General features: G+C 61.2%; 18 protein-coding genes. 6 read left to right on the top strand and 12 right to left on the bottom strand.

Translation table 11 applies throughout. The features are described 5' to 3' along the window. The first annotated feature begins 17 nt into the window (after positions 1-17). The 4 genes from CVU60_08750 (at position 18) to CVU60_08735 (ending at position 7,839) form a co-directional block, all read left to right on the top strand. A complete protein-coding gene (locus CVU60_08750; protein PKN41838.1) occupies positions 18-2,522 on the top strand; it encodes a hypothetical protein in 2,505 nt (834 codons plus the stop codon). 180 nt (positions 2,523-2,702) lie between these two features. Continuing rightward, complete coding sequence (locus CVU60_08745) at positions 2,703-3,932, top strand: ABC transporter substrate-binding protein (GenBank protein PKN41837.1); 1,230 nt, start codon at positions 2,703-2,705, stop codon at positions 3,930-3,932. A gap of 59 nt (positions 3,933-3,991) precedes the next feature. Next, entirely contained in the window at positions 3,992-6,322 is a 2,331-nt protein-coding gene (locus tag CVU60_08740) for an MFS transporter (protein ID PKN41836.1), read from the top strand. Next, positions 6,319-7,839: an ATP-binding protein gene (locus CVU60_08735; protein PKN41835.1), complete on the top strand. Its 1,521-nt coding sequence runs from the start codon at positions 6,319-6,321 to the stop codon at positions 7,837-7,839. Before CVU60_08740 ends, CVU60_08735 begins: the two co-directional genes overlap by 4 nt. 16 nt (positions 7,840-7,855) lie before the next feature. Here the strand turns inward: CVU60_08735 and CVU60_08730 are convergent, their stop codons facing one another. From CVU60_08730 to CVU60_08675, 12 genes are all read right to left on the bottom strand, one after another. Beyond that, positions 7,856-9,853 (bottom strand): hypothetical protein, encoded by a 1,998-nt coding sequence (locus CVU60_08730; protein PKN41834.1) that lies wholly within the window; start codon positions 9,851-9,853, stop codon positions 7,856-7,858. Beyond that, positions 9,850-11,187 (bottom strand): sigma-54-dependent Fis family transcriptional regulator, encoded by a 1,338-nt coding sequence (locus CVU60_08725; protein ID PKN41833.1) that lies wholly within the window; start codon positions 11,185-11,187, stop codon positions 9,850-9,852. The genes CVU60_08730 and CVU60_08725 overlap by 4 nt, the downstream gene beginning before the upstream one ends. 15 nt (positions 11,188-11,202) lie before the next feature. Further along, entirely contained in the window at positions 11,203-12,258 is a 1,056-nt protein-coding gene (locus CVU60_08720; protein ID PKN41832.1) for an EscU/YscU/HrcU family type III secretion system export apparatus switch protein, read from the bottom strand. Continuing rightward, positions 12,251-13,078, bottom strand: coding sequence for an EscT/YscT/HrcT family type III secretion system export apparatus protein (locus CVU60_08715; protein PKN41831.1), 828 nt, complete (start codon positions 13,076-13,078; stop codon positions 12,251-12,253). The genes CVU60_08720 and CVU60_08715 overlap by 8 nt, the downstream gene beginning before the upstream one ends. 19 nt (positions 13,079-13,097) lie before the next feature. Then, positions 13,098-13,358, bottom strand: coding sequence for an EscS/YscS/HrcS family type III secretion system export apparatus protein (locus tag CVU60_08710; protein ID PKN41830.1), 261 nt, complete (start codon positions 13,356-13,358; stop codon positions 13,098-13,100). 42 nt (positions 13,359-13,400) lie between these two features. Next, positions 13,401-15,500, bottom strand: coding sequence for an EscV/YscV/HrcV family type III secretion system export apparatus protein (locus CVU60_08705; protein PKN41829.1), 2,100 nt, complete (start codon positions 15,498-15,500; stop codon positions 13,401-13,403). After that, the gene (locus tag CVU60_08700) at positions 15,497-15,937 is read right to left on the bottom strand and encodes a hypothetical protein (protein PKN41828.1); all 441 of its coding nucleotides are present in this window, start codon (positions 15,935-15,937) and stop codon (positions 15,497-15,499) included. The genes CVU60_08705 and CVU60_08700 overlap by 4 nt, the downstream gene beginning before the upstream one ends. Position 15,938: 1 nt before the next feature. Beyond that, complete coding sequence (locus CVU60_08695) at positions 15,939-16,313, bottom strand: type III secretion protein (GenBank protein PKN41827.1); 375 nt, start codon at positions 16,311-16,313, stop codon at positions 15,939-15,941. A gap of 63 nt (positions 16,314-16,376) precedes the next feature. Then, positions 16,377-19,667, bottom strand: a complete 3,291-nt coding sequence (locus CVU60_08690) for a hypothetical protein (protein ID PKN41826.1) — start codon at positions 19,665-19,667, stop codon at positions 16,377-16,379. A gap of 49 nt (positions 19,668-19,716) precedes the next feature. Next, on the bottom strand, positions 19,717-20,223 hold the full coding sequence (locus tag CVU60_08685; GenBank protein ID PKN41825.1) for a hypothetical protein: 507 nt from the start codon (positions 20,221-20,223) through the stop codon (positions 19,717-19,719). 54 nt (positions 20,224-20,277) lie between these two features. Next, positions 20,278-20,634 carry a type III secretion chaperone SycN gene (sycN, locus tag CVU60_08680; protein PKN41824.1) on the bottom strand — a complete coding sequence of 119 codons (357 nt, stop codon included), beginning with the start codon at positions 20,632-20,634 and terminating at the stop codon, positions 20,278-20,280. 2 nt (positions 20,635-20,636) lie between these two features. Next, entirely contained in the window at positions 20,637-21,773 is a 1,137-nt protein-coding gene (locus tag CVU60_08675) for a SepL/TyeA/HrpJ family type III secretion system gatekeeper (GenBank protein ID PKN41823.1), read from the bottom strand. Between the two features lie 331 nt (positions 21,774-22,104). Between CVU60_08675 and CVU60_08670 the strand changes: the two genes are divergently transcribed. Together CVU60_08670 and CVU60_08665 are read left to right on the top strand one after the other, a co-directional pair. Beyond that, positions 22,105-22,401 carry a hypothetical protein gene (locus CVU60_08670; GenBank protein PKN41822.1) on the top strand — a complete coding sequence of 99 codons (297 nt, stop codon included), beginning with the start codon at positions 22,105-22,107 and terminating at the stop codon, positions 22,399-22,401. A gap of 55 nt (positions 22,402-22,456) precedes the next feature. Further along, positions 22,457-22,947, top strand: a 491-nt coding sequence (locus CVU60_08665; protein PKN41821.1) for a USH1C-binding protein 1, incomplete at its 3' end; no start/stop codon positions are given.

Here is a 22,947-nt window from a genome sequence, read left to right as displayed (position 1 = left end):
ACAGAAAGGAGCTTAGTATGTCACATTTTGTCGTTGGATCCCAGACCCAACCCATCAATCAGGGCCCTGATCAGCTACAGCAAACCGGCCAGGGCGTGCCGCAAGCCGCACATGCCCCCCAAGGCGTCCAGCCGGCCCAGATCGCCCAGACACAGCAGCAGGGACGCCAGGTCACCGGACAGCAGCCCTTGAGATCCCTTGGCCCCACCATATCAACCTCGACCCAGGCGCTACAGCAAGCAACCGCGCAATGGCAGCGCACCCTGCCCCCTCAGGGCAGCATGCCGAAAACCATTGGCGTGACCATCCCCCCCAGCGGACAGACCGTTCAGCTTGACGGCAAGATGGTCGAGCATGAAATCAACGCCCTGCCCAAAAATCAACGCCGGGACGCGGTGCGCGACATGCCGCGTGTCCTGCAGGAACGGGTCGACAGCGGGCACCGGGTCTGGGCGGGCGTGAGCAACGGCACGCTCCAGGGGCCGGCCAGCATGGAAGACGTGCGCGACCTCATGACCTTTCTCCTGGCCAAGGGCATGGAGAAAGGCGACGGTTTCAGCGAAGGCGCATTCAATATTTCCGACCCCAACCATCGCCTGCGCGATTTTCTGGATTCCAGCCCCGAAGTCTATCAGCGGCCTTCATCTCACATAGAGGGCTTCCAGCAGGCCCCCGGAGGCAGCCATCGCGGCATAGACGTGCGCGGCAACGTGACGCTGCCCTACGGCAAGGCCACCCTGCTCTATGGCGGCATCAACGCCGGAGTGCAAGGCATGGGCGAAGACCGTCTCTTTCTCAAGACCGAGGAGCACGGCTGCCGCCTGTCCTCGCGCTGGACACCCAACCGCGATCCGAACATGCGCCCCGACAGGCCTGCGCGTTTTGGCGACATCGGCCAGTTTCTGGGCCATGCCACGGGCTTTTTCCGCACCGTGCTGCGTGGCATTTCCGGGGGCCTCCTGTTTCCCAATGCCAAGGATTCCCGCAAGGAACGCATCCCCGGCGACGTGGCCAAGGATTTCAAGGCCATCCTGAAAGGCCTGGACAGGTCGGGGAAAGCAGAAATCGCCGGCATCCTGCGCCAAAATGACCCTCTGGCCACTTCCCAGGGTATTCGAGTCATGGTCGCCAATCTGAACGAGGCCCTGGCCAGGCAGGATCTGGACCAGCCCACGCGCGAAACCATGCAACGCCTGAGCAACGAACTGAGCACGCGTTTCGATCACCTCGACGTGCGCATCGGCAACGAAATCGTATTGAGCCAGGACGAACTGGCAGGACCAGCCCCGCAACAGGCCATCAACGGAGCCATGCGCGCGGCGGTGAATTCCCTGTTGACAATACCCGACCGGGATCATTTCACTCCGGACAAGGTCGAGTCCTTTGTCCAGCAGCTCGGCAAGATCGGAACTCGACTGGATCGGGCCGGAGGCGGAGATGAAACCAGCGCCATGATCAGAACGGCCCTGGAGCAGGTTACCGCGAGCCTCACTCCCGACCAGCGTGCGCAATTGCGGGATCTTCTGACCGCACCCCAATGCAGGGAGGCCATGGCCGCAATCAACGATGTCATGGCCTTTGGTGGAGAGAATCTCGGCCCCATGAACCCAACCGCCCGCAACTCCGCCTCGCAGATCGCCCATAAAATCAACCACGCCTATCTAGGACTATGCGGTCAAGTAGGGTTGCCCGATGAAAATCTTCCCCGAGCGACCCAACAGGCCATGATTCTGATCAAACCAATCCTGATCAGGGCCGGTAGCGACGCGTTTCTGAGCACCGCGCAAACAAGCGCAAACCAGGAGCATGCCCGGCAAATCCTGCAAGGCGGGCAACAAGTCGGACTGATGCGCCTTGATACAATACGCCCACTCATCGGCCAGGGTATTGTCGCCCTGGGCGACCACATGCAGGGCATTGCGCGCGGCCAGGTCGATCACGAACAGATCAGCCGATTCTTCGCCACGGAACTGGGCCATGACGTCCGCACGCCACGAAAAGGCGAGCCGGCCGGACTGGATGAACAGTTCGTGAAGGATTTTTTCCGAAACAGCATCTCGGTCAACGGTCAACGCTTCGGGGGTCAGGGCACCGGCATTTCCGAAACTGCCAAGCGTGAGGCCCTCCAGGCCTTCATCGACGCAGCAGGAGGGTTGTCCACGGCTCAGCAGATCGCCCGCGTGGCTCACCAGGGCCTCATGGGCATGATGAGCCAGGCTTGCATGAGGGATCCGGGCCTGAGCCCGCTGTTCATGGACTTCAGCATGCATGGGGGCAATGTGCAAAACGCGGTTTCTCCGGACACCGGCCAGCCTGCATCAATGATGCTCTCCGTAATAACCCATGGCGACAGCGTGGCCGTGCACTGCGAAACCAATACGCAAAAAGTCAACGACGTTGACGGAAATGAGCAGGTTGGGAGCAACCTGTCCCTCGACTTCACGATTCAGGGTGCCGGCAGCGACGATCCTGTGGTCAGACTCGACGACTGGGACGCACTCTTCAGCTCCTGTCCGAACTGATCGGGCCCATCAGACTCCTCGGAAAGTCCCGCTTTGCCGGGACTTTCCGATTTTATCAAGGAAAGCTGCTTGATCCCCGGCCCCAGGTTGCCGTAGACAGCCCCGTAGTCAGGACGCACTCCATAGACCCGTTCGTTCAAGCGCATTTCGCTCATGTCACATGCAACCCAGGAAACAGACATGCCCCTGCCCTCTCTGTCCAAGACAACCGTGTCTGTCGCCACGAGTCAAAAATCACCCTGGCCGCGACTTTTCGGATTTGCCGCTGTCCTTCTGCTGAGCGCGGTCTTCATCCTGATGACAGGGAGCTTTGTGCGTGCGTGGGCCGAGCAGTCCGCTGACGCATCCACCAATCCCCAGAAAAAATGGCGCGTCATCTATGTCGAGGGAGGCCCTTACACCGACTACCAGCAGATATTCGCCGGCACAGTGCATGGACTGGCCAAGCTGGGGCTCATCGCGAACGGCGACGTCCCCGTACCCGCAAACTCCGAAAGCACGCGGGAAATGTGGGATTGGCTGTGCGCCAACGCCGGCGGCGACAGGCTGGAATTCCTGGCCGACGGCTACTACAGCGCCAACTGGGACGAAAAGCTGCGCGCGTCCTACAAGGCCGACATCCTGCGCCGCATCCACGAGCGCGGTGATGTGGACATCATCTTGGCCTTTGGGACATGGGCCGGGCAGGACATGGCCACAGGCGAACACTCGGTGCCGACCTTCTCCATGTCCGTGACCGACGCCGTAGACGCCGGCATCGTCGCTTCGGCCGAAGATTCGGGGCTGGACCACGTCCACGCCCAGGTCGAACCGGGGCGCTACGAACGGCAGGTGGCCATTTTCCACGACGTGTTCAAGTTCCGGCGCATGGGCGTGGTCTACGAGGACACCCCCGACGGCCGCAGTTCCAGCGGGATTCCCGCCGTGGAGAAAGCCGCGCGGGAACTGGGCATCGAACTGGTATCCTGTACCACCACGCTGAACCTCCCGGATCTGGACCAGTCCTTTGAAAACCTGCGGAGCTGCGTGGAGAGCCTGAGCACACGGTGCGACGCCATCTACCTGACCGTCAACACGGGCATGCAAGGCCACCGCATCAGAGAACTGCTGCAGCCCATCATCGCCGCCGGCATCCCCTCCTTTTCCCAAAGCGGGCCAGGCGAGACCAGACTCGGCGTGCTCATGAGCCTGGCCCAGACGAACTTCGACGACGTGGGGCTCTTTGAGGCCAATGCCGTGGCCAAAGTTCTTGACGGCACCAAGCCGCGCGATGTGAACCAGATCTTCGAAGGCCCGCTGGGTCTGGCCATCAATCTGAAGATGGCCATGCTCATCGGCTGGAATCCGCCCTTCGAAATCCTGGCCGCCGTCGACGAAATCCATCAGCAGATCCCTGACCTGGCCCGATGAGCACAGCCCCCGGTCCCAGACCCGGCTCCATCGCACAACGTCGGAGTCGGCTGCCATTTTTGCTCGGCGGCCTGGCCGCGCTGCTGTGCGCCCAAGTGCTATACGGCGTGCTGGTCCTCTCGGCCTTGCACAAACAATACGTCAAACCCATGCTGGCCGTGCAGGCCCTGACATGCGAAGAGCTGGGACACCGCCTCGGACTCATGACCCGCCTGGGCAAGACACCGGAGCGCGTCCAGCGCCTCGGCCAGATTCTGACCGCCTATAAGGATACGGCCTCGGACACCCTGCTCGTTCTGGGGGCCGGCGGTCGAGTACTGGAAGGATGGGGACGCCCCCGAAACAGCGTTTTCCATCTTCCGGCGGAACATGACACCGTGCGCGGCGACATCGTCGAATTCTCAAAAGACGGAAGCCTCTGGCTGGCCAGTCCACTGAAAGACCGTGAAGGACGCGCCGTGGGTCACGTAGTCCTGGGCATGGATGACCAGCGGCGCTCGGAACAGGTCTGGAGTGTGCTGCGGGACAATGTCCGCCTCCTGGGCGGCATTACCGCTGCGGCGGCCCTGCTCCTGACCGTCCTGGCCCTGACGGTTCGGACTGCGCCCTTGCCGGGAGGCGCCTTCCCGAAAAAACGCATCTACGCGAGCCTCGTCCTGCCTCTGGTGGCGGGGCAGCTCCTTTTCGCCGCAGCCATGCTGGCCCCGCTGCGAGACATGAACGAGAGCCACCTGGACAACGTTGCGGAACAGCTGGGACGACATCTTGGAGGTGAACTCGATCACCTGCTGGACCTGGGCCTGAGCCTGAACCAGCTTCCCCCTATCACGGAGCACCTGGCAAGCCTGCAGCGACTTCTGCCCGAAGCCCAGGGGCTGGCCATCCTCAACGCGGACAAAACCCGCCTCCATGCGGCCGATGCCCGGGGCGGCATGAATGACGCGGACTGGCTGCGCGTGGAAGAAACAGCCCTGACCACCGACGTCCCCTTCAAGGCGGGCGTTGTGCGCGTGCTCATGTCCTCGAAATCCGTGGCCGCGAACATCAGGGCCATCACGCTGGACACCCTGACCATGACCGTGGTCGCCATTCTCTTCCTGATGGAGCTGGTCAACCTTCTGGTCATGCGCGAAGAGCGTCGAAGACTCGATGACCCCAGGCCCCTGTCCACCTCGGCCGGGTTCATGCGTCCCATCATCTTCGTCTGCATGTTCGCCATCGACCTGTCCTTGTCCTTCGTGCCCCTGCGCCTTGGGGAACTCAGCCCGGATCTGCTGGGCTTGCCTCCGGACGTGGTCATGAGCCTGCCCGTCTCTTTTGAGATGTTCATGGTCGGACTGGCCATCATGCTCGGCGGTTTCTGGAGCGAGCGTTCGGGCTGGCGGCCTTTGCTGCTCACAGGCGTATCCTTGGTCACTCTGGGCAATCTGGCCAGCGGCCTGAGCGCGGATCCCTTTCTCTACATCGCTTCGCGCGGCTTGGCCGGATCCGGATACGGTCTGCTCAATCTCTCCGCCCAACTCTTTGTCCTGGCCCACTCCCGCCCGGACCAGCGGGCCGGCAACCTGGCCGCAGTCTTCGCCGGGCTCTTTGCCGGAGCCCTGTGCGGCAGCGCCAGCGGCGGCCTCATCGCCGACCGCCTGGGGTATGCGGGGGCCTTCCAGGTTGCGGCCGCCCTCATGTTTCTGACCGGCATCGTCCTCTGGCGCACCCTGCCCCGGGAGCACGCTCCCCAGCGCAAGGGCCCAGCCCTGACGCATTCCGGGCCGGGACTGCGCGAGACCCTCTCCTTCATCACCGATCCGCGCATGGCCGCGCTGCTGTTCCTCAACATCGTACCTGGCGCGTTCGTCACCGTGTGCCTCTTCCAGTTCTTCGTGCCCGTGTCCCTGAACCAGGGCGGGGCCAGTCCGGCCGACATCGGCCGCGTGACCATGATCTTCCCCCTGGTCATCGTCTATCTCGGCCCTCTTTTCGGTCGCATCGTGGACCGTTCGGACCGCAAATACCGTCACCTGGCCCTGGCCGGGCTCGTCGCAGCCGTGAGCGTAGGGGCTCTCATGGCTTTGGACGGCATCGCCGCCGCGACCCTCGCTGTCACGCTGCTCGGCCTGTCCAACGCCATCCTTTCCAACGCCCAGGGCGCCTACGCCTTGGAATTGCCCGCCACGGAGCGCTACGGCGCGGCCCGGGCCATGGGCTTATACAACGTCGTCGAACGGCTCGGACAGGTCTTGGGGCCCGTGAGCCTCGGTATCATCATTGCCGTCTGGGGCCGCAACGCGGGCCTGGGCGTCATGGCCATTGGACTGGCCGCCATGAGCCTGGCCTTCGCCGTGGCCAGCCGTCATCAGCCGTCAAGGAACGCGGAACTGGGCGCACGGCCATGAACGAACTTATCTCCCTTCCCCTGATGGCCCCGCTGTGGGCCAAGCTCCCGCACCTGCCCCCCCTGCTGCGCCAGTGGGGCGATGCCCCGCTGGGCCAGATCGCAGCCAGCTTTGCAGAAAACCCGTCCGGCCAAGCTGGGCAGCAAACCGTCTCCAGCGCCCTGCTCGCGGCGGCGCGATCCATGACCGCTCCGGTGCTCGGCGACGCGGCTGCAGGAGCTCTGGCCCAGCGGCTTTCAGCCAACTCGTCGATACTGGCCGCCAATTACCACGGGGTGGAGTGCTTTCCGGAGATGGTCCAGGCCATCCATTTCTTCGCACTGGGGGATCTCGCTTCCGAGCCGGTGGAAGCAGATATCGGACCGGTCGTTCCTGTCCTGTCCTGCTCCAGCGTTTCCCTGCAGAGCCAGACCTACCCACGGGGACTCATGCTCTCGCGCCGGGACGCCGAGGGTATAGCACACGTACACCTGCCCTTCTTTCCCAGTGCCCTGCAGGACGTGATGGCCAGCCGTTCACCCGCCCTGACGATGAAGCAGCTGCGCGCCATGCGCGCCCTGTGGCTGCATAAAGGGCGACCTCCGCTGCTGCACTGGGAGCGTGAAGCCGTGGACGCCATCATGGACGGGCACGTACTGCGCCCCGACGTGCTGGACCAGCCTACGTTCAGCGCACAGGTCGCCAGCGTGAACGCATCGCTATGCGCAGAGCGCTACAGCCAGGCCAGGCACGCCAAGGTGATCTATCTGGAGATGGAAGCCCTGGTGACAAGGCTGCTCGGGCAGGATCTGGAGGATGAGGGATCGGTGATGCACCGGATTCTTTTCGACCCGCAGGTACGCACCCTGATTCTCGGCACGCTGGCCGGGGTGCGCGGATGCTGGCGAACCGAGGCCATCAACGGTCTGGCCCTTGGGCGCACGGGCAGGGCCGGCACGGTTTTCTTCTGGATGGCCGACGAAAAAGGCCGACGCTGCCCCCTGCGTCTGTGCGCGACGCCTTCGGGCAAAGCCGGCCTCGGATTCGGGGACACGTGCATTCCCCTGCGGCCTGCGGCCCTGCGCGACGCCCTGGCCGCCGGAAGCATCGTGCCGAGCCTTTTCACTTCGTACATGAGCCTGACCCTGGACCATGGGCTGCGCTGCTTCGGAGGCATCTTTCTGGCGGAATACCTCCCGGCCATGATCCGGGGCGTGGCGTCGGCCATGGAGGTAGCCGGGTCGCCCCTGCGCGTCCACCTCCCAGATCGGTGCCTGGCGGCTCTGCCCCTGACCGTGCAGATCGAGGACATGGGCCTCCGCCCGGCCGGCAGCGTGGAACTGGCCGCCGCCGGAGGCCTCACCCGCGCGCATCTGAACCGCATCTCGCAGCTGACCCTGGCCGATGTCCTGCCCCTGAGCCTGGCCTCATGGTATCAGGACTACATCCCCTTCGGGGAACGTACACCAGGCTGGGAGTCAGCCCTGGAACGCTTCGCCTCGCGCTGGAACGGGGTGACAGTGAAGCCCCAATCCTGATCGTCCCAGAACCTTTTTAGTTTCTGCGGGTAAAGCAGAGCATGGTGATGTCGTCGGACTGGGCTGCATTCCCGCGATGAGCCTCAATGGCCTCGTACACATGCCGCAGGATCTTTTCCGGGGTGTCGCCGGCGTGCGCTGCGAGCAATGCTTCGACACGATCCTCCCCGAACAGACGCCGCTCCTCATCCATGGCCTCGGACACTCCGTCGGAGTACAACAAACAGGTCTCCCCCGCGCCCAGCACAGTCCGGTGCAGTTCATAGGGGAGGCCGCCCATGGCGCCCACCACGGGCCCGCTCATGCCCTCGATGGCGCGCACGGATCCGTCCTGGCCTGTGACCAGAGGCTGGCAGTGCCCGCCGTTGGCATATTCCAACTCACCCGTGGCCGGGTCGAAGATACCGATAAAAAGCGTCACGAACATACAGCCCGGATTATTCTCACTCAATCTGTCGTTGATGCGGGTCATGACCTCGGCCGGGTCCGAGATCTGGGCCAGGGCGAAGCGGACCAGGGTCACGGTCATGGACATGAACAGGGCCGCCGGGACGCCTTTGTCGGATACGTCGCCGATGATGATGGCTTGCCTGCCGTCCGACACCTGGAAAAAATCGAACAGATCCCCACCGACCTCCTTTGCCGGTTCCAGAAACGAGGCCACCAGGCAATCGGGATGGGCCGGTGCATCTGCAGCGGGCAGGATGCCCATCTGTATGTCGCGGGCGGCGTTCAGTTCACCCTCCATGCGCTGTTTGATCGTGGTGGTCTCCATGAGAGTACGGATGTTCTGATCCAGGGCCCGACCCATATCCCCAAATGCCGCAGCCAGGGTACCGACCTCATCGCGCTGTCCCACGGGCAGTTCCCGCGCCAGGGCGAGAAGAGGTGAATCTCCGGCATCGCGGACAGAAGTGGCCTGGGTAAGGTCGATGCCGGCCAGGACCTTGGCCTGGCCAGTCAGAGTGCGCAATGGCTTGATGAGCCGGGCAGTGACCAAAAGCATGCCCAATACGCTCAGCACCGCCGAGCCCATGGCGAAGGCGACCATGCGACGCAACAGAGTCCTGGCCGGCGCTTCCATCTCGTCCCGGGGCACGGCAGCCACAATGTACCAGTCCAGGGCTTTGAAGTGGGCAATGCGGAAGACCCGCGAACCGTCCCCCGCCCCCTGATCCGTAAAATCCACAAACCCCTTCTCCCGGGCCTGATCCAGGCCCTCGCGGGGGATGAACCCTTCTTCGCGACCCATGGGATTGCCCTTGAAGGCAAGAATCCGGCTATCGCCGGAAATCAGGGCCAAAAAGCCGTTCTCGTGCAATTCCAGGGAATCGAACTTCTCCTGGGTGCTGTCGGCGATCTGCCGCTCCGTGCCGGCCGCCTCTTTTTGCATATCCGAAAGCTGCATGGCCAGCGCGATGACGGCCTCGCGTTCGGGCACGGGGAGAAAATAGACGAGCAGCGGGCCGGGAGCGCCTGGCAGCACGCCCGTCAAATCCTGATCCAGGCCAAAAACAGCGAACATCCCGTCGGCAGGCAACCGATCATGACGCATCATGGTCGCGATAGGGCGGCCCTTGAGATCCGTACGTTCGGGATCCATGGCCAGTTCTCGGATCAGGGGGCTGCCTAGGATGCGCGCCCCCGACGCCTCGAACAGGTCGAGATGCAGGCCGAAACCGAGCAAGGGACGAGCCCAACTGCCGATGACCCGTTCCCCCGCCCCGTCGGGCAAGCCTTCCATGTCGAGCCAGGTGGTCCGGGTCAGGATGGCCATTTGCCGCAACTGGTTCTTGTGCTGCATCACGCCCAGAATATTATTGGCCAGCAGGCTCAAGTAGCGGGAGCCGATGTTGTCTTCGACCAGGACCACCGCGTTGCCGAAGGACTCCCGCTCGCGCCTCAGGCTCATGTCGTTGATCTCACGGAAGGTCAGCAGGATGATAGGCACCGCCGCCAAGGCGATGGCCGCAACTACCAGGGAAAAGAGCTTGGTGCGCAGGGACAGGATCATGGCTGCTCCGTCATCCCGATGCGCTGCAGTTTTTTGCGCAGACCCTCACGGGTGATGCCGAGCAGTTCGGCGGCCCTGGTCTTGTTGCCCGCGCAACGGTTCAGGGCTTCGGTGACCACCCAGCGCTCGACAAGTTGCAGGTTGAGGTCCGCCGTGCCTTTTTCGAACGGTCCTTGGGCCGGAGCCGGATCATTGTCGCTGAAGGCCACTGCGCCGCAGGCAGGGTTTTCCGCCGCAGAAATGTTTGCCGTAAGCGAGGTCACAGCAACACGGCGAGGAACCGTAGCCGTAATGCGGGATGATAGATCCGCCGCTTCAACACGGTCGCCCACAGTGAGGGAGGCGGCCCGTTCCATTTCATTGCCCAGTTCGCGCACGTTGCCGGGCCAGGAATAGGCCAGAAGCGCCTCCCGGGTTCCTGCGGCCAGGATCAGGCGGTGACGGCCCATACGCGCACAATGCTCCTCCAGGAAATGCTGGGCCAGGAGCAGTATGTCGTCGCCGCGCTCGCACAAGGGAGGCAAACGAATCTCCGCCACGCTGATTCGGTAGTACAAATCCGACCTGAAACGCCCCTCACGAACAGCCTCCTCCAGGCTGGCGTTGGTCGCAGCGATGACCTTGATATCCACGGGGAGCGGTTTGTTGCGCCCCACGCGTTGCACCTCCTGCTCCTCCAGCACGCGCAGAAATTTTGCCTGATGTGCCAGGCTCATCTCGCCGACCTCGTCCAGGAAAAGTGTGCCGCCGCTGGCCTCCTCCACCAGACCGCGCCTGAACCCCACGCCCGAAGCCGCCCCCTTCTCAATGCCGAACATCTCGCTTTCGAAAAGATTCTCGGGGATGGCCGAACAGTTAACGGCCACAAAGGGCCCCTCACGACGCGGCGAATTGTAGTGCACCATCTTTGCGACGACCTCCTTGCCCGCACCCGTGGGGCCAAGGATCACGGTGTTGATGGGCCGTCTGGCGATGGACAGGGCCAGCTCCACGACACGGCGCATACCCTCGGAACTGCCGATGATCCGCCGGGGCTGGTAGGCGTCCTGCACGGTCTGCATGAGGTGCCGGTTGCGCTGTGCCAGCAGGGCCCGGGTCTCCTCCAGCTCCGCGTTACGGGCCTTGAGTTCGGAAATGAGTTCGTCGCGGTGAAATTCCCGCCCCTCGACCTTGACGAGCATCATGCCGAAGGCCTCGGCCAGGCGAACGTAGTCCTCGGGGCCAGCCCCCGGACGGGTCAGGTCGAAGAGTTGCTCCTCGCTGGCCGGGCGGCCCCAGGCCAGGTCGTCGCAAAGGGAAATGAGCGTATTCAAAAATTTTTTCTCGTAAATCATTAATGCTACCTTAAGTTATCTGCTGCGAGCACCGCCGGCTCCGAGACTCTGCACCCAGCGCAGCACCTCGGCCACGGGCCCGATAAGGTCCTTGGGGATGTAGGCGTTTTCCGTGCCCGTCTCAAAGAGGGCGCGCGCCAGGGGAACGTTCTGCATGATCGGAATGCCCTCCTCCTGGGCGATCTCTATCATGCGCTGGGCCAGCAGGCCCTCACCCTTGGCCAGAATGATCGGCAGGGGCGTCTTGTCCTTCTCGTAATCAAGGGCCACTGCAAAATGGGTCGGGTTGGTCACGAGCACCTTGGCCTTGCGCACGTTGCCCAAGGTGTTCTGCGCAAGCAGCTCCTGATGCAGTTGCTTGCGCTTGCCCTTGATCATGGGATCGCCCTCCATCTCTTTGTACTCACGTTTGACCTCGTCTTTACTCATCATGTGCTGTTTGTTGTACTGCCAGCGCTGGAAGAGGTAGTCCACGGCGGCAATGACGCAGAAAGCACCGGCAGCGGCGTAGAGCAGGTCGTGCATGGCCGCGCCCAGCACCGACCAAAGGTGCCCGATGTTGCCGTTGGGGATGGTGAAGAGGGTCTTCAGGTGCTCGGACATGATCAACCAGACCACCCAGGACAGAACCACGACTTTAAGTATGTTCTTGAGGAACTCCACGGCGTTCTTGATGGAAAAAACCTTCTGGAACCACTTGGAGGGACTGATGTTCTCAAGCTTGGGCATGGCGCCCTTGAAAGCGAAAAGGACACCTACCTGCGCCAGGTTGGACGCGATGGAGGTAGCCATGACCAAGCCTATGAGGGGCAGAACCAGCTTCAGGAAGCACGCCACCGTGACGTCGGCGGCCAGGGGCAGGGCCTGCTCGAAGGGCAGGCTCATGACGATCATGGGCACCTCCGTCATGGTCGAGAGGGTCTCGTAGATGGAGTCGCTCATGGCCGAAAGATACACGGCGATGGCAAGCACGGACATGGCCGCCGGCACGTCCTGGCTCTTGCAGACGTCGCCCTTTTCCCGTGCTTCCCGCAGGCGCTTTGCCGTGGGTTGTTCGGTCTTCTCACTCATGGAACAAAATCCGCAGCATTGCCAGGTCGTTGCCAATGGTGGCGAAAAGCCCTCCGATCTGGGACATGAGAAGCCCAAAGGACACGAACAGGAGAAAGGCCGCCAAGGCGCTCTTGATGGGCATTCCCAGAATATACACGTTGAGCTGCGCCGCGAAGCGGTTGATGAGGCCCAAAGACATGTCCGTGAGCAGGCAGGCGGCAACGATAGGAGCCGAGAGCAGAATCATGGTGCTCATGAGCCAAGCCACACGGCCGGCGAAGAACAGGGGTACATCCGCGCCGCGCTCGAACAAACCGGCGGGCAGCAGTGAGGCCACCGGCCAAATCTCGTAGCTGGAGTAGACCAGAGAGAGAAAGGTCAGGAAGGCGCCGCCGGAAAAAAACAGATATACCGCGCACTGAAAAAGCAGAGAACCCAGCGGAGAGGTCTCCTCCCCGGACAGGGGGTCGGCGCCCGAGGCCATGGACGCACCTCGCTGGTTGTCGATGAAGAAGCCCGCGCATTGCACGGCCCAAAACAGCATCCCGGCTAGAAAACCCAGGAGGAAACCGATCAGGCTCTCCTTGAGCAAAACAAGGGTCAATTGTCCCATGACGCCCATGGTCAGGACCTGGGGCACATCAAGCTGATCAAGAACCATGGGATGGATGAACATATAGCAGGCAAAGGCAACGGCCACGCGGATCTGGCCGGTGACAATGGAGCCGCCCAGGAACGGAACCGTCTGTATGATCATGAACAGGCGCGGCATGCCCAGAAGCACAGCCAGCAGATGGTCCATGACGCGGAGTTCCTGAAAGAGGGATTCCAGATTCATCCGCCCCCCCTTTTACCCATCACAACAGATAAAAATTATTAAAGATTTCAGTAGCGTATCGCAAAATCTGACCACTCAGCCAGCCACCCATCACGAACAAGGTCGCGATGACCGCGATGAGCTTGACGCCAAAAGACAGGGTCTGCTCCTGAAGCTGGGTGATGGCCTGGATCAGGCTGAAGATGATGCCCACGACCGAGGCGACCACGATGGGCGGCAACGAGAGCATGAGCACCAGGTACAGGGCCTGAACGGCATAGTTAATGGCAGTGACTTCCATCACCTCTCCTTTGGAAGTTGACGACGGCCCCGGGGCCTTGCCCTACAGGCGTATCCTGTTCACGGGCTGGACCGAAATCTCCGGCGTGATCTCCTGGTACGACACCACTGCCAAGCCGTAGTGTTCCCCCTCGATGAGCCGACGCACATACCGGCGGATGTCCATGGAGACCACCAGAACGGGCTTCTGGGTGCTGGTCTTGTACCTGCCGGCGGCCTCGCCCACGGCCTTCATGAAACGCTGGGTGGTCTCCGGGTCCAGGGCCAAAAACGCGCCTGCGGATGTCTGCCGGATGGCTTTGCGGATAGTCTCCTCCACTGCAGGCTCCATGAGAATGGCCGGCAGCATGTTCTGCCCTTTTGAGTACATATAGCTGATCTGGCGTTTGAGGGCCGTGCGCACGTACTCCGCGAGCATGACCGCGTCCTTCTCCTTGGGGCTCCATTCCACCAGTGCCTCCAGGATGCCGCGCAGGTCGCGGATGGAGACCTGTTCCTGCACCAGGCGCTGGAATATCTCGGCGATGCGCTGGGTAGGCATGAGGCGAGTGGCCTCGCGCACCAGATCCGGAGCGCGTTCCTCCATGCGGTCCAGGAGGTACTTGGTCTCCTGAAGGCCCAGGAAGGAAGACGCGTGGCGCGAAAGGATCAGGGACAGGTGGTAGGCCAGAATACGCGGATGGCTCATGCAGGAGATGCCCACGCGGGCCAGGCTCGGACTCTGGGCCGCAGGCACCCACAGAGGCTCCACGTCGGGCAGGAAGCGCTCGCCCTCCTTCACGTCCACGCCAAGCATCCGCAGATTCTCGCGCGTATCCCGGACCAGAACCATGCCCCTTTCCAGCTTCCCCCGCGACATGGGGATCTCGTTGACGTGCAGGGAATAGCTCAGATCTTCCAGGCCGGGGTTGGGGCGAATGTTGATGCCCGGAAAGGGCACGCCCAGGTCAAAATACAGGGCCCGACGCAGGGTCGCCAGCTCCTCGTTGAGGGAGTCGTAGTCGAGGCTGTCACCCATGTCCTCGGAGATGTCGAGGATGATGGGCACTGTCGGTGCGAACTCGTCGCGCTGTCCGCCCGGCAAGGGCTTGCCCGACTTTCTGGGCGTAGCCGAAGGCTTGAGCGACCTGGTCAGCTCGGCGCGGGCGTCATGGGTCTGAGGCAGCAGGCTGATGCGGCGCAGCACGTAGCCAAGCCCCCCCAGACACGCGGCCAGGGCGAAAAGCTGTGGTTTTGGAAACCCGGGAATAAGGCCAAAAAGGAATACCAGGCCTCCGGCCATAAGCAGGGCCTTGGGCTGGTTGAAGAGCTGCTCGCCGATCTGAGTGCCGACGTTGACTTCGGAGTCGCCGGTGCGGGTGATGAGGACGCCGGCCGAGATGGACACCAGCAGGGACGGAATCTGGGAGACCAGGCCGTCGCCGATGGTCAGGATGCCATAGACGTGCAATGCCTCTCCGGCCGTCATTCCATTTTGGGAAATGCCGATGATGGTCCCACCGACGATGTTGACCACGGCGATGATCATGCCTGCGATGCTGTCGCCCTTGACGAATTTCATGGCTCCGTCCATGGCGCCGTACATCTGGCTTTCCTGGCTCACGCGCTGGCGACGGGACTGGGCCTCGGTCATATCGATGACCCCGGCGCGCATGTCCGCGTCAATGGACATCTGCTTGCCCGGCATGGCGTCCAGGGTGAAGCGGGCCCCGACCTCGGCCACTCGCTCGGCGCCCTTGGCGATGACCAGGAACTGCACGATGGTCAAAATGAGGAATACCACGGCACCGACAACGAAATTCCCGCCCAGGGCAAAGTCACCGAAGGTGAAGATGATCTCGCCCGCGTCGGCCTGAAGGAGGATGAGGCGAGTGGTGGTGATGTTGAGACCCACCCGGAACAGGGTGGTGAAAAGCAGCATGGTCGGAAAGACTGAAAAGTCCAAGGCCGTGCGCACGTACATGGACATCATGAGCATGATGAAAGACAAGGCCATGTTCAGGCCGATGAAGGCATCCACCAAGGGGGTGGGCAGGGGCAGAATCATGAGCCCCACCACGATGACCAGCAGGGCGACGATGGACAGGTCGTTGTGCCTTGTGATCATGCCCACGGCCGAGCGGGCTATGGCGAATGCGTTCATGCTCTGGTCCCGCTTTTATCTGATCGGGCCGACTTTGCATCCCCGTCGGACTGGCCGCCGTCAAGGCGTCCGCCCAGTCCGATGAAGGCGTCCACCGCCTGCCTGGCCTCCTCGCGCCGATCCTGCCGCCACAGGGCCCGGGCACGCAGCAGGTGCAGGGCGGCCTCGCGGGAGGAGAGGACGCGACCGTCCATGGCCTTGTGCAGGTTGTCCAGGGCCGCTCCCGGATCGTCGCGCTCCAGATCCACCATCGCCATGCTGGCGTGGGCCAAGCGGTCAAGAAAATCCAGGGCCGGCGTGCCGGAGCTCCCGGTCCGTTCCCCGGACACGGCGATGAGGGCGGCGAAAAGGCGGCCTGCCCGCTCCAGTTCGCCCATGCGCAAATACATGTATCCAAGAATGAGCAGGGTCTCGCGGTGCTGTCGCTGCAGATTCAAGCTAGCCTCCGATCATCAGACCGGTGTAGGCCTGCAGAAGGTCCCGATTCTCCAGCAACAGGCGCAGATCCGTGTTCAGAAAATCCCGCACTTCAGGATTCTGGCTGTCCTTCAAGGCCTCGAAGCTTTCGCGCAGGTTGGCGGCGAAAACCTCGGGCCGCAGCAACTCGCCGTCGCCCACGTCCGGACACAGCGCCTGCTCCACAAGCCTGGCGGCGTTGAGGGGCGAATACAGTTCCTCCAGGCCGGCCTCGCGCAGCACGTTGGCAGCCAGCGGCCTGGCCTGGGGCAGTTGTCCGTCGGCGGAAAGTCCCGGGTCCAGGATATCCTGAATCCCCAGGGACGGATCGAGCAGATTATTGATGGATGAAACCATGAAAACTCCGATTTGCAAAAGTCATTAACCGCCACAAAGACGAAGGATAATCCCCAGTCGTCTCTACCTGCGCTCCATCACAAATTCCGTACAGCGGTGATCACCGTTGGGTTCAATGATGTATTGCTGATGAAAGCGCAACGGCAATCCAGGATCGGAATCGATATTGATCACGACGGTGGTATCGTCGCGTTGCGTGGCTGTCACCGAGAAATTGCCGTGCTCGCTGAACTCGATGCCCGGAAAAGTCGTGCTCAACAACCGGGACATGACCAGCGCGGCCTGGCTGAAAGCCTGCAGCATCCTGGCCTTCTGGGCCGGCGATGCGCTCATGCTCTGGGCATGAGCCATTATTTTCCGGAAGTGAGGATGACTGGGCACGTTTTCGGCGTCCGTGATGCCAAAGGGGGAGGTCTTGAGCACCCGCCCATCCGAGGACTCAAAGCGCATGACCGTGTTCCGACCGCGACGCCTGAAGTCCGTGGTCAGGCCGTAGGCATTTTCCCGAGTGTAATCCCGCAGGCTGGACATGCCCAAATCCACGCACACGTCATCCTGCGTCAGCCGCGCGCCCGGAAGCGTCAGCTCCATGAGCTTGGGAAACGACAGACCGAGAAAGAACGCGCTGAAAACCGTGGCTTCCCGTTGTCCCTCGAACAAGTCCGGGCAGGCGATCTGCAGGGCCTGGTCGTACGTTGAAACCACATGATCGAGCAAACGTCCTCCCAAAACGTTTTCCTCAAGGTTCTCCGGCACTGCGTGTTTTGTCACGACCTGCCAGATCTGGGACGCGGATAACGGCTGCTCCCCATTGGACTCCTGGGCGGCGAGCAGGTTTCGGGCATTACCCTGCAGCAACCCCGAAATCAGTGCGCGCTGAGGTGGCGGCACCGACGCTTCAAGCCGACCGGCGATGGAGTGCAGTGCCTCCAGTTGAGTCGGGCCGAGAGGTGGCACGACCTGTCCGAGCCTGATGTCCAGGTCCGAAAATGCCGTTGAAGCATAGGTCCTGATTCTCTCCATGAGCAAGCCAGGAATCTGGTGCCTTTCGGATACGTTCCGTGTGAAATGCAAGGGGTCGCGTTCCACATTGATGCCAAGCCTGGCGCCACTTTGCAGACGCAATTCCTCCATCATCCGGGTGGCGCTGAGCATGCGCGGCTGATTCTTAACGTCCATTTCGGCAACGTGCATGAAGGCTCCGGACACCTGTTGCCCAAGCTCCCCGCTGAGACTCTCGAACATGTTGCGCAACTCGGCCGGCTCTTGCCCGGAAAAACCAATGGCCATCGTCAGCACGCCAACCAGAGCGTCTTCCTGGTTGGCCACGGGATGATCCTTCATCTCGCGGAACAACGGTTCAAGCTCCCTGGTCATGTACAGAACGGCGTCCGCAATGTTGGCGACCGTGTTCTGATCACGGCACATGTGCCCAATGCTCGAAACATTACTCCGAGCCATATCGGCCAGCCGCGTAATCAGACTTATGTCTCGCAGTCCCGTTGAAATGGCCATGTCCTTCATCACGCCCTTCTGCTCTGGCGTGAAGGCACCGGGAATCGGGGCTTTGCGCTGCGGTTCGGGCAGATCGTCTATGCCGCCCAGGGTCGCTTTCAATTCCTGCTCCCGGACAAAAGCCCAGACCGGATCGGACAATTCCTCCAGAGACAGTTCGCGATCAAAACTCTCTTTCCAAAGATTGCCGACGCGTTCGAAGAAGTTCGCACCCGGCACGCCCATGTCGTCCAATGCGTCCTCGGGGACGAAAGCAATGATAGCGGCAAAATACGAATTCAGGGTGCTGAATAACCACTGCGAGGTCTCACGCAAACCGCTTTCCAGGCCTCCCAGCTTTCCTTCGATGCATGCCTGGCTGACGTTGGCCAACTCCGAAGCCAACGGGCCGAATCTGTCGACCGTGGCTTGCAGCAATGCCTTGTATTGCCCGGCTTCCACGCCTCGCTTCGCCAGCATCAGGTGGATGGCTCCCTTCTGAACATTCGCAAAATCGTCAGCGCCGAAATCACTCATGCCGTGGGCGCACGATTTAGCAGCATTACATTGCCGTTCCACCCGCTGCAGAAAGTCCGGCGGCATGTTTCCTCCCAGGAGAGGATCAAGCAAGGCGTCCTCTTCCAACAGGACATTTATGAATCTGGGCAGGGTCGCGGGTGACAAGGCCTTGGGTTTGATTTCAACAGGAGGGTTGGCTGACATGGCCACAAACTCCCTGACCGCAGGCAATTTTTTATCCATGAATGCCCGCAACGCCCCTTCCAGTGCGGTCCTGGCCTGGTCCTCGGCAGGCATGGCCGGCGGAGGGACCAGATTGTCCAAATTTTTGCGCGCCTCGGACTGCACGTCCGGATGATGCGCCAGAGGCGATCCAAGATTCGTCGGCAAGCCCAACTCGGCCAAGAGATTCTCACAAATGGTCGTCCCAAGATTGGCGAGCTGAAAAGAACGCACGGCCTTGCTCTGTCCGAGGGAGGTGCGCACATCCAGTTCTGCTGTGCTCACCGTGAAATAAAAGGATCCCAGTTCATCCCGGCTTATGGCATGGCTGTCCACGGCCTGAATCATGGTCTGCAATCGCTGCGGCATGTCCTCACGCTCCGTGAATCCCTCCAGAAGCTTCTTGTCATCCCGCAACTCCTGCAACACATCGAAAGCCTTGGACAGAGTGCCTTCAAGCACGCCCATGACATCCGTGAAACGCAAGGCCCGCGCGTCCAGATTTGGACCTTCGAAGGCGCGGTTCATCCCCTCGGAGACAAGTCCCGCACCGCTTAAAATCGCAGTCACCGGCATTGAGACATCGCCCATGCCCCTGTCCCGGCAGAGTTTGGCCACATGCTGATCCGCCACTTCGGCCTGGAGAAAGTCCCGCAGCAGTTCACCGGGCAGGGCTCCTCCATTAAGAGCCTGGCCGCCCAGGGCATGTGTCATGCAAAACTGGCCAAAAGAAGTCCCGAATCCATCGGGAATCACGCCGTCTTTGGCCAACTGCTGGCCGAAAGCGATGGCCTGGCCCAAATCGAGGGACAATTGGCGATCCACCTGCTCCCTGACCATGGAAATATGGCGTGTGCGCAGGGGTTTGCCTTCCTGCCGATTGGCATCGAGCACTCCTTTGGCAATGTCGATATACTTACTGTAAACTGGGTCGCGGCGGATGGTGTCAAGAAAGGCCTTGGCCGTCGTATCGTTTTCCCTGGCCCGGGCGTGCCCCTGAAAAACGGAAAAAGCCGACTTCTTGGCCAGTTTTTCGTCCTGGCGCACATAAACTTTCTGATCGTTCTGCGTTGCCCCGACTTCGGTCTGACGGAAAAAATTATCAATGCTCAGTGCCATGAACCCTCCGAATGATCGTGAATCAGTTTGAAATATGGCAACCGCCGACTCACACCCGGATCATGGGCATTACCGCTGCTTTGGCTTCGTCGATCTGATCTTCCGGAACTCCACTTTCCAACTCGCGTAGAAAGGTCTCGACCCGGCCCCCAGTCTGGGATTCGATTTCATCGTTCCATTCCTGCAAACGTCTGGTCCACTCATCGGCCAGGGCGACAAATCCCTCGATCCGGGCCACAAAACCGGCCCCGTCAAGACCGTTCAGCTTCAAGGCCAACTCCATAAAGGCCAGGCCCGTACGCTCATCCAGGCTGATGGCTGCACCATGGGTCTCGGAGAGCAGAAAATTCGCTCCGAGCAAGCGGGCATGAATCCGTCCGCCCAGACCTGTCGGATACCCGATCTCCATGTGCAGCAAAAAGGATGAATCCGACGGCCTGTAATGCAGCAGCACCGGCACGCCGTCGAGCAGAAAGGCATAAGCCCCCTCCCCGTCCTTTTCCACTTGCTGTCCCAAGGCCTGACTCAGCGCATCGATAAAGACCTGCGTTTCCATGGCGTCTCCTCATGGCATCGAAATTTGTGGTATGAAAATGAAAAATTAGAGAAATTATGCGATGCGTTCCTGCATCTTTCCAAGAAATGCAATGGCGTTCTCAAGCATGGCGGCCGTAACGGTGCGCTCGTCCATCCGGGTCAGGAGCACGGCATTGCCCGCGTGCACTCCGCCGCAAAGGGGCATGGGATGGGCATGGCGATATCCACACAGCTCCAGCACCCGTTGCGGGGCTTTTGCATCATGCGCCGGGATCGGGAACGCGAGGTAAACGAGAAGCTCCCCCTCGCCCCTTTCAAAATACACGCGACCGAGACTCTCGACATCCAGGGCGGCGACATCGCCGCCGACGAGGGCGAAGCCCGGCATGCCCATTCGGCGACCGAATTCAGCGATTTCACGATCAAGCATGGTCAGCCCTCTTCCTGGGCCGCGAGAAAATCGTCCTCGCGGGCAATGGCGTTATCGACGCGCTCCTGTACGGCATCGAGCACTTTCATGCGCTCCTGGTCGCCTTCGAAGAGTTGCGACGGGAAACTTCGTGTCATGTTGAGCATTTCCTGCAGAAAAAGAACCTCGTGTTCGATGTCCGGGGCCTGCGCCCGAACTGTGATCCGATCGATATGCATGGCTCCGAGGAAGCGTTCGTTGCGCAGCCCCACGATCTCTCCCAAAAGGTCCATGGGCCGCAGGGATCCGTCACGCACCCCCTGCACGCCATGCACGTTCTCCCAGCGCTCAAGCATCTTGTCGCACAGCGTATGGGCGCTTTGCAGCAGCCGCACCTGGCCCAGGTTTGCGTGCACGCTTTCCAGATGCGTCTTGTCCATGCTGGGGATGTCCGCGGCCAGATCGTTGCCCAGGGCACGGAACAAAAAATCCATGGCCTTGTCGAAGCCGACGTCGCCGTGGCGTTCGAGAACATGGGCCAGAACGTCGTTGACGGTCCCGAAATCAAGCACGGTCTGACGATACATGCCCCGCAGATCGTCCGAGGAGCCGAGGCCGTCGAACTCCCTGGCAGCCAGGGCCCCCTGGATGCCGGCGTGGATGGCCGGCCCCTCCTGCGCCCGCAACTCGTCCATGGCGGCCCGAATGCCGTCGCACACCGACGCGTCAACTCCTTCCCTCTCCAGCGTATCCAGGGCCCCGGCCAGGGCCGCCCAGGCGTCCGACGGGTCAGGGAATTGCTCGCGAGCCTCACGCAAGGCCTGATCCTTGCCTCCGCCATGGCGCAATCGGCGGGTCAGTTCGTCCATGTCCTGCGTCTTGCCGGCCTCGTGCATCATTTCCTGATACATCTGCACCCGCTCGATCAGGGATTCGGAGGTCTTCTTGCGCTCCTTGCGGTCGGCCAGTTCGAACTCGTCCGTCGTGTCCGCGGCGAAAGTCATCTCCTCGGCGGCGTCGGCCAGCAGGGACATGGGCGAAGTCACGGCTGCGGCCTGACGGCCCATGAACGTCCCGGTCATGGCCGATCCGGCGGAAGCGACTCCGGCGTCCTGGCCTTGCCGCGCGAACTGGGTGTTGATGGAAAAATCAACGCTCATGATCCTCTCCTTCTGCGATGGAAAACGGGTCTCTCCGCGCTCCTACCAATATTCGCGCCAATAGCTTGATAATGTATCACAGGAGTCGTAATGCCGCAAGAACACAGATGAATGCTTGCTTCCATCAAGGAACTGGAGTACTTTGAATAAGCAAAAAACGCCTACAAAGTTGCCGCCAACATAACACCCGCTTTGGAAAACATTTTACAGCGCAGATGACCACGGCGTTTACGAAAAAAACGCCTTAACTTTACTATAGACCAGCTCTCACGGCTTAAACATGACTTTGGCACGCCATCTGCTATTCGACGAACAAAAACAGGAGGACGACATGGCTTTTTCAGACAAGGATCTCCATGCACAAGAGCAGCAAATCCAGATATTGAAGGAAGAACTTTCCAGGCTCAACACGCAGTTCGATGCGCAACTCAAAGGACTCGGCATCTCGGAAGACGATCTGCTGGCGGCACTGGATGCGGACCAGCCTCCGGAATTACAAAAAATGATGTCCGAAGCCCAGGACAAGGCCAAGCGTGAAGGCGCCGCCCGCTCCGCACAGAGCGCTCCCGCTCCGGTCACTGGCGCGAAGGCTCCCGGAACCGGACGGCGCGGGGTTGTCCGGCTCTGATGGCATTGTGGTATCATTCGCATTCATCGAACCACATATCAGCAAGGATACGCACATGTCACAAGTCACAGGTCCTCAAGGCCTGTCCCAGATAATGGCGGATATCGACCTCGGTCCGGCCGGCGGCATCCAGATGATGTTCGCCAAGCTGCAGATGGCCCAGTCTCAGATATGTAAGAATCAAGCCAACGACTACATGAAACAGATCCAGGACATCCAGGCCGAGCAGAAGGCCTGCGCCGACTTGATCGCTACTGCCCGGGACCTTCAGAACAAAGGCAAGAACGGAGAAGGCGTCGGCATCAAAAGCATCAGCGGCACGACCACCAAGGGGAAGGACTGCTACCCCATGCCCCAGAAACTCGTGGACTTCATGGACGAGCGCAATCTCAGCTACCCGAATTCGGACAAGGACTACATCCTGGGCAAGGACGAATGGGACTACACCCTCAAATCCCTGACCAACTACCAGGAACAGATCGGCAGCAAGACCCAGACCCTCATGGTCTACCTGCAGGACTTCATCGGACAGCACAATTCCTTCCT

It is taken from the genome of Deltaproteobacteria bacterium HGW-Deltaproteobacteria-18 (genome assembly GCA_002841885.1).
GTDB lineage: Bacteria > Desulfobacterota > Desulfovibrionia > Desulfovibrionales > Desulfomicrobiaceae > Desulfomicrobium.
This window is presented reverse-complemented; position numbering and strand designations above follow the sequence as displayed.

Coding starts and splice junctions, on each gene's coding strand:
- CVU60_08750 (PKN41838.1), top strand. CDS start 18: ATGTCACATTTTGTCGTTGGATCCCAGACCCAACCCATCAATCAGGGC.
- CVU60_08745 (PKN41837.1), top strand. CDS start 2,703: ATGCCCCTGCCCTCTCTGTCCAAGACAACCGTGTCTGTCGCCACGAGT.
- CVU60_08735 (PKN41835.1), top strand. CDS start 6,319: ATGAACGAACTTATCTCCCTTCCCCTGATGGCCCCGCTGTGGGCCAAG.
- CVU60_08730 (PKN41834.1), bottom strand. CDS start 9,853: ATGATCCTGTCCCTGCGCACCAAGCTCTTTTCCCTGGTAGTTGCGGCC.
- CVU60_08725 (PKN41833.1), bottom strand. CDS start 11,187: ATGATTTACGAGAAAAAATTTTTGAATACGCTCATTTCCCTTTGCGAC.
- CVU60_08720 (PKN41832.1), bottom strand. CDS start 12,258: ATGAGTGAGAAGACCGAACAACCCACGGCAAAGCGCCTGCGGGAAGCA.
- CVU60_08715 (PKN41831.1), bottom strand. CDS start 13,078: ATGAATCTGGAATCCCTCTTTCAGGAACTCCGCGTCATGGACCATCTG.
- CVU60_08710 (PKN41830.1), bottom strand. CDS start 13,358: ATGGAAGTCACTGCCATTAACTATGCCGTTCAGGCCCTGTACCTGGTG.
- CVU60_08705 (PKN41829.1), bottom strand. CDS start 15,500: ATGAACGCATTCGCCATAGCCCGCTCGGCCGTGGGCATGATCACAAGG.
- CVU60_08695 (PKN41827.1), bottom strand. CDS start 16,313: ATGGTTTCATCCATCAATAATCTGCTCGATCCGTCCCTGGGGATTCAG.
- CVU60_08690 (PKN41826.1), bottom strand. CDS start 19,667: ATGGCACTGAGCATTGATAATTTTTTCCGTCAGACCGAAGTCGGGGCA.
- CVU60_08685 (PKN41825.1), bottom strand. CDS start 20,223: ATGGAAACGCAGGTCTTTATCGATGCGCTGAGTCAGGCCTTGGGACAG.
- sycN (PKN41824.1), bottom strand. CDS start 20,634: ATGCTTGATCGTGAAATCGCTGAATTCGGTCGCCGAATGGGCATGCCG.
- CVU60_08675 (PKN41823.1), bottom strand. CDS start 21,773: ATGAGCGTTGATTTTTCCATCAACACCCAGTTCGCGCGGCAAGGCCAG.
- CVU60_08670 (PKN41822.1), top strand. CDS start 22,105: ATGGCTTTTTCAGACAAGGATCTCCATGCACAAGAGCAGCAAATCCAG.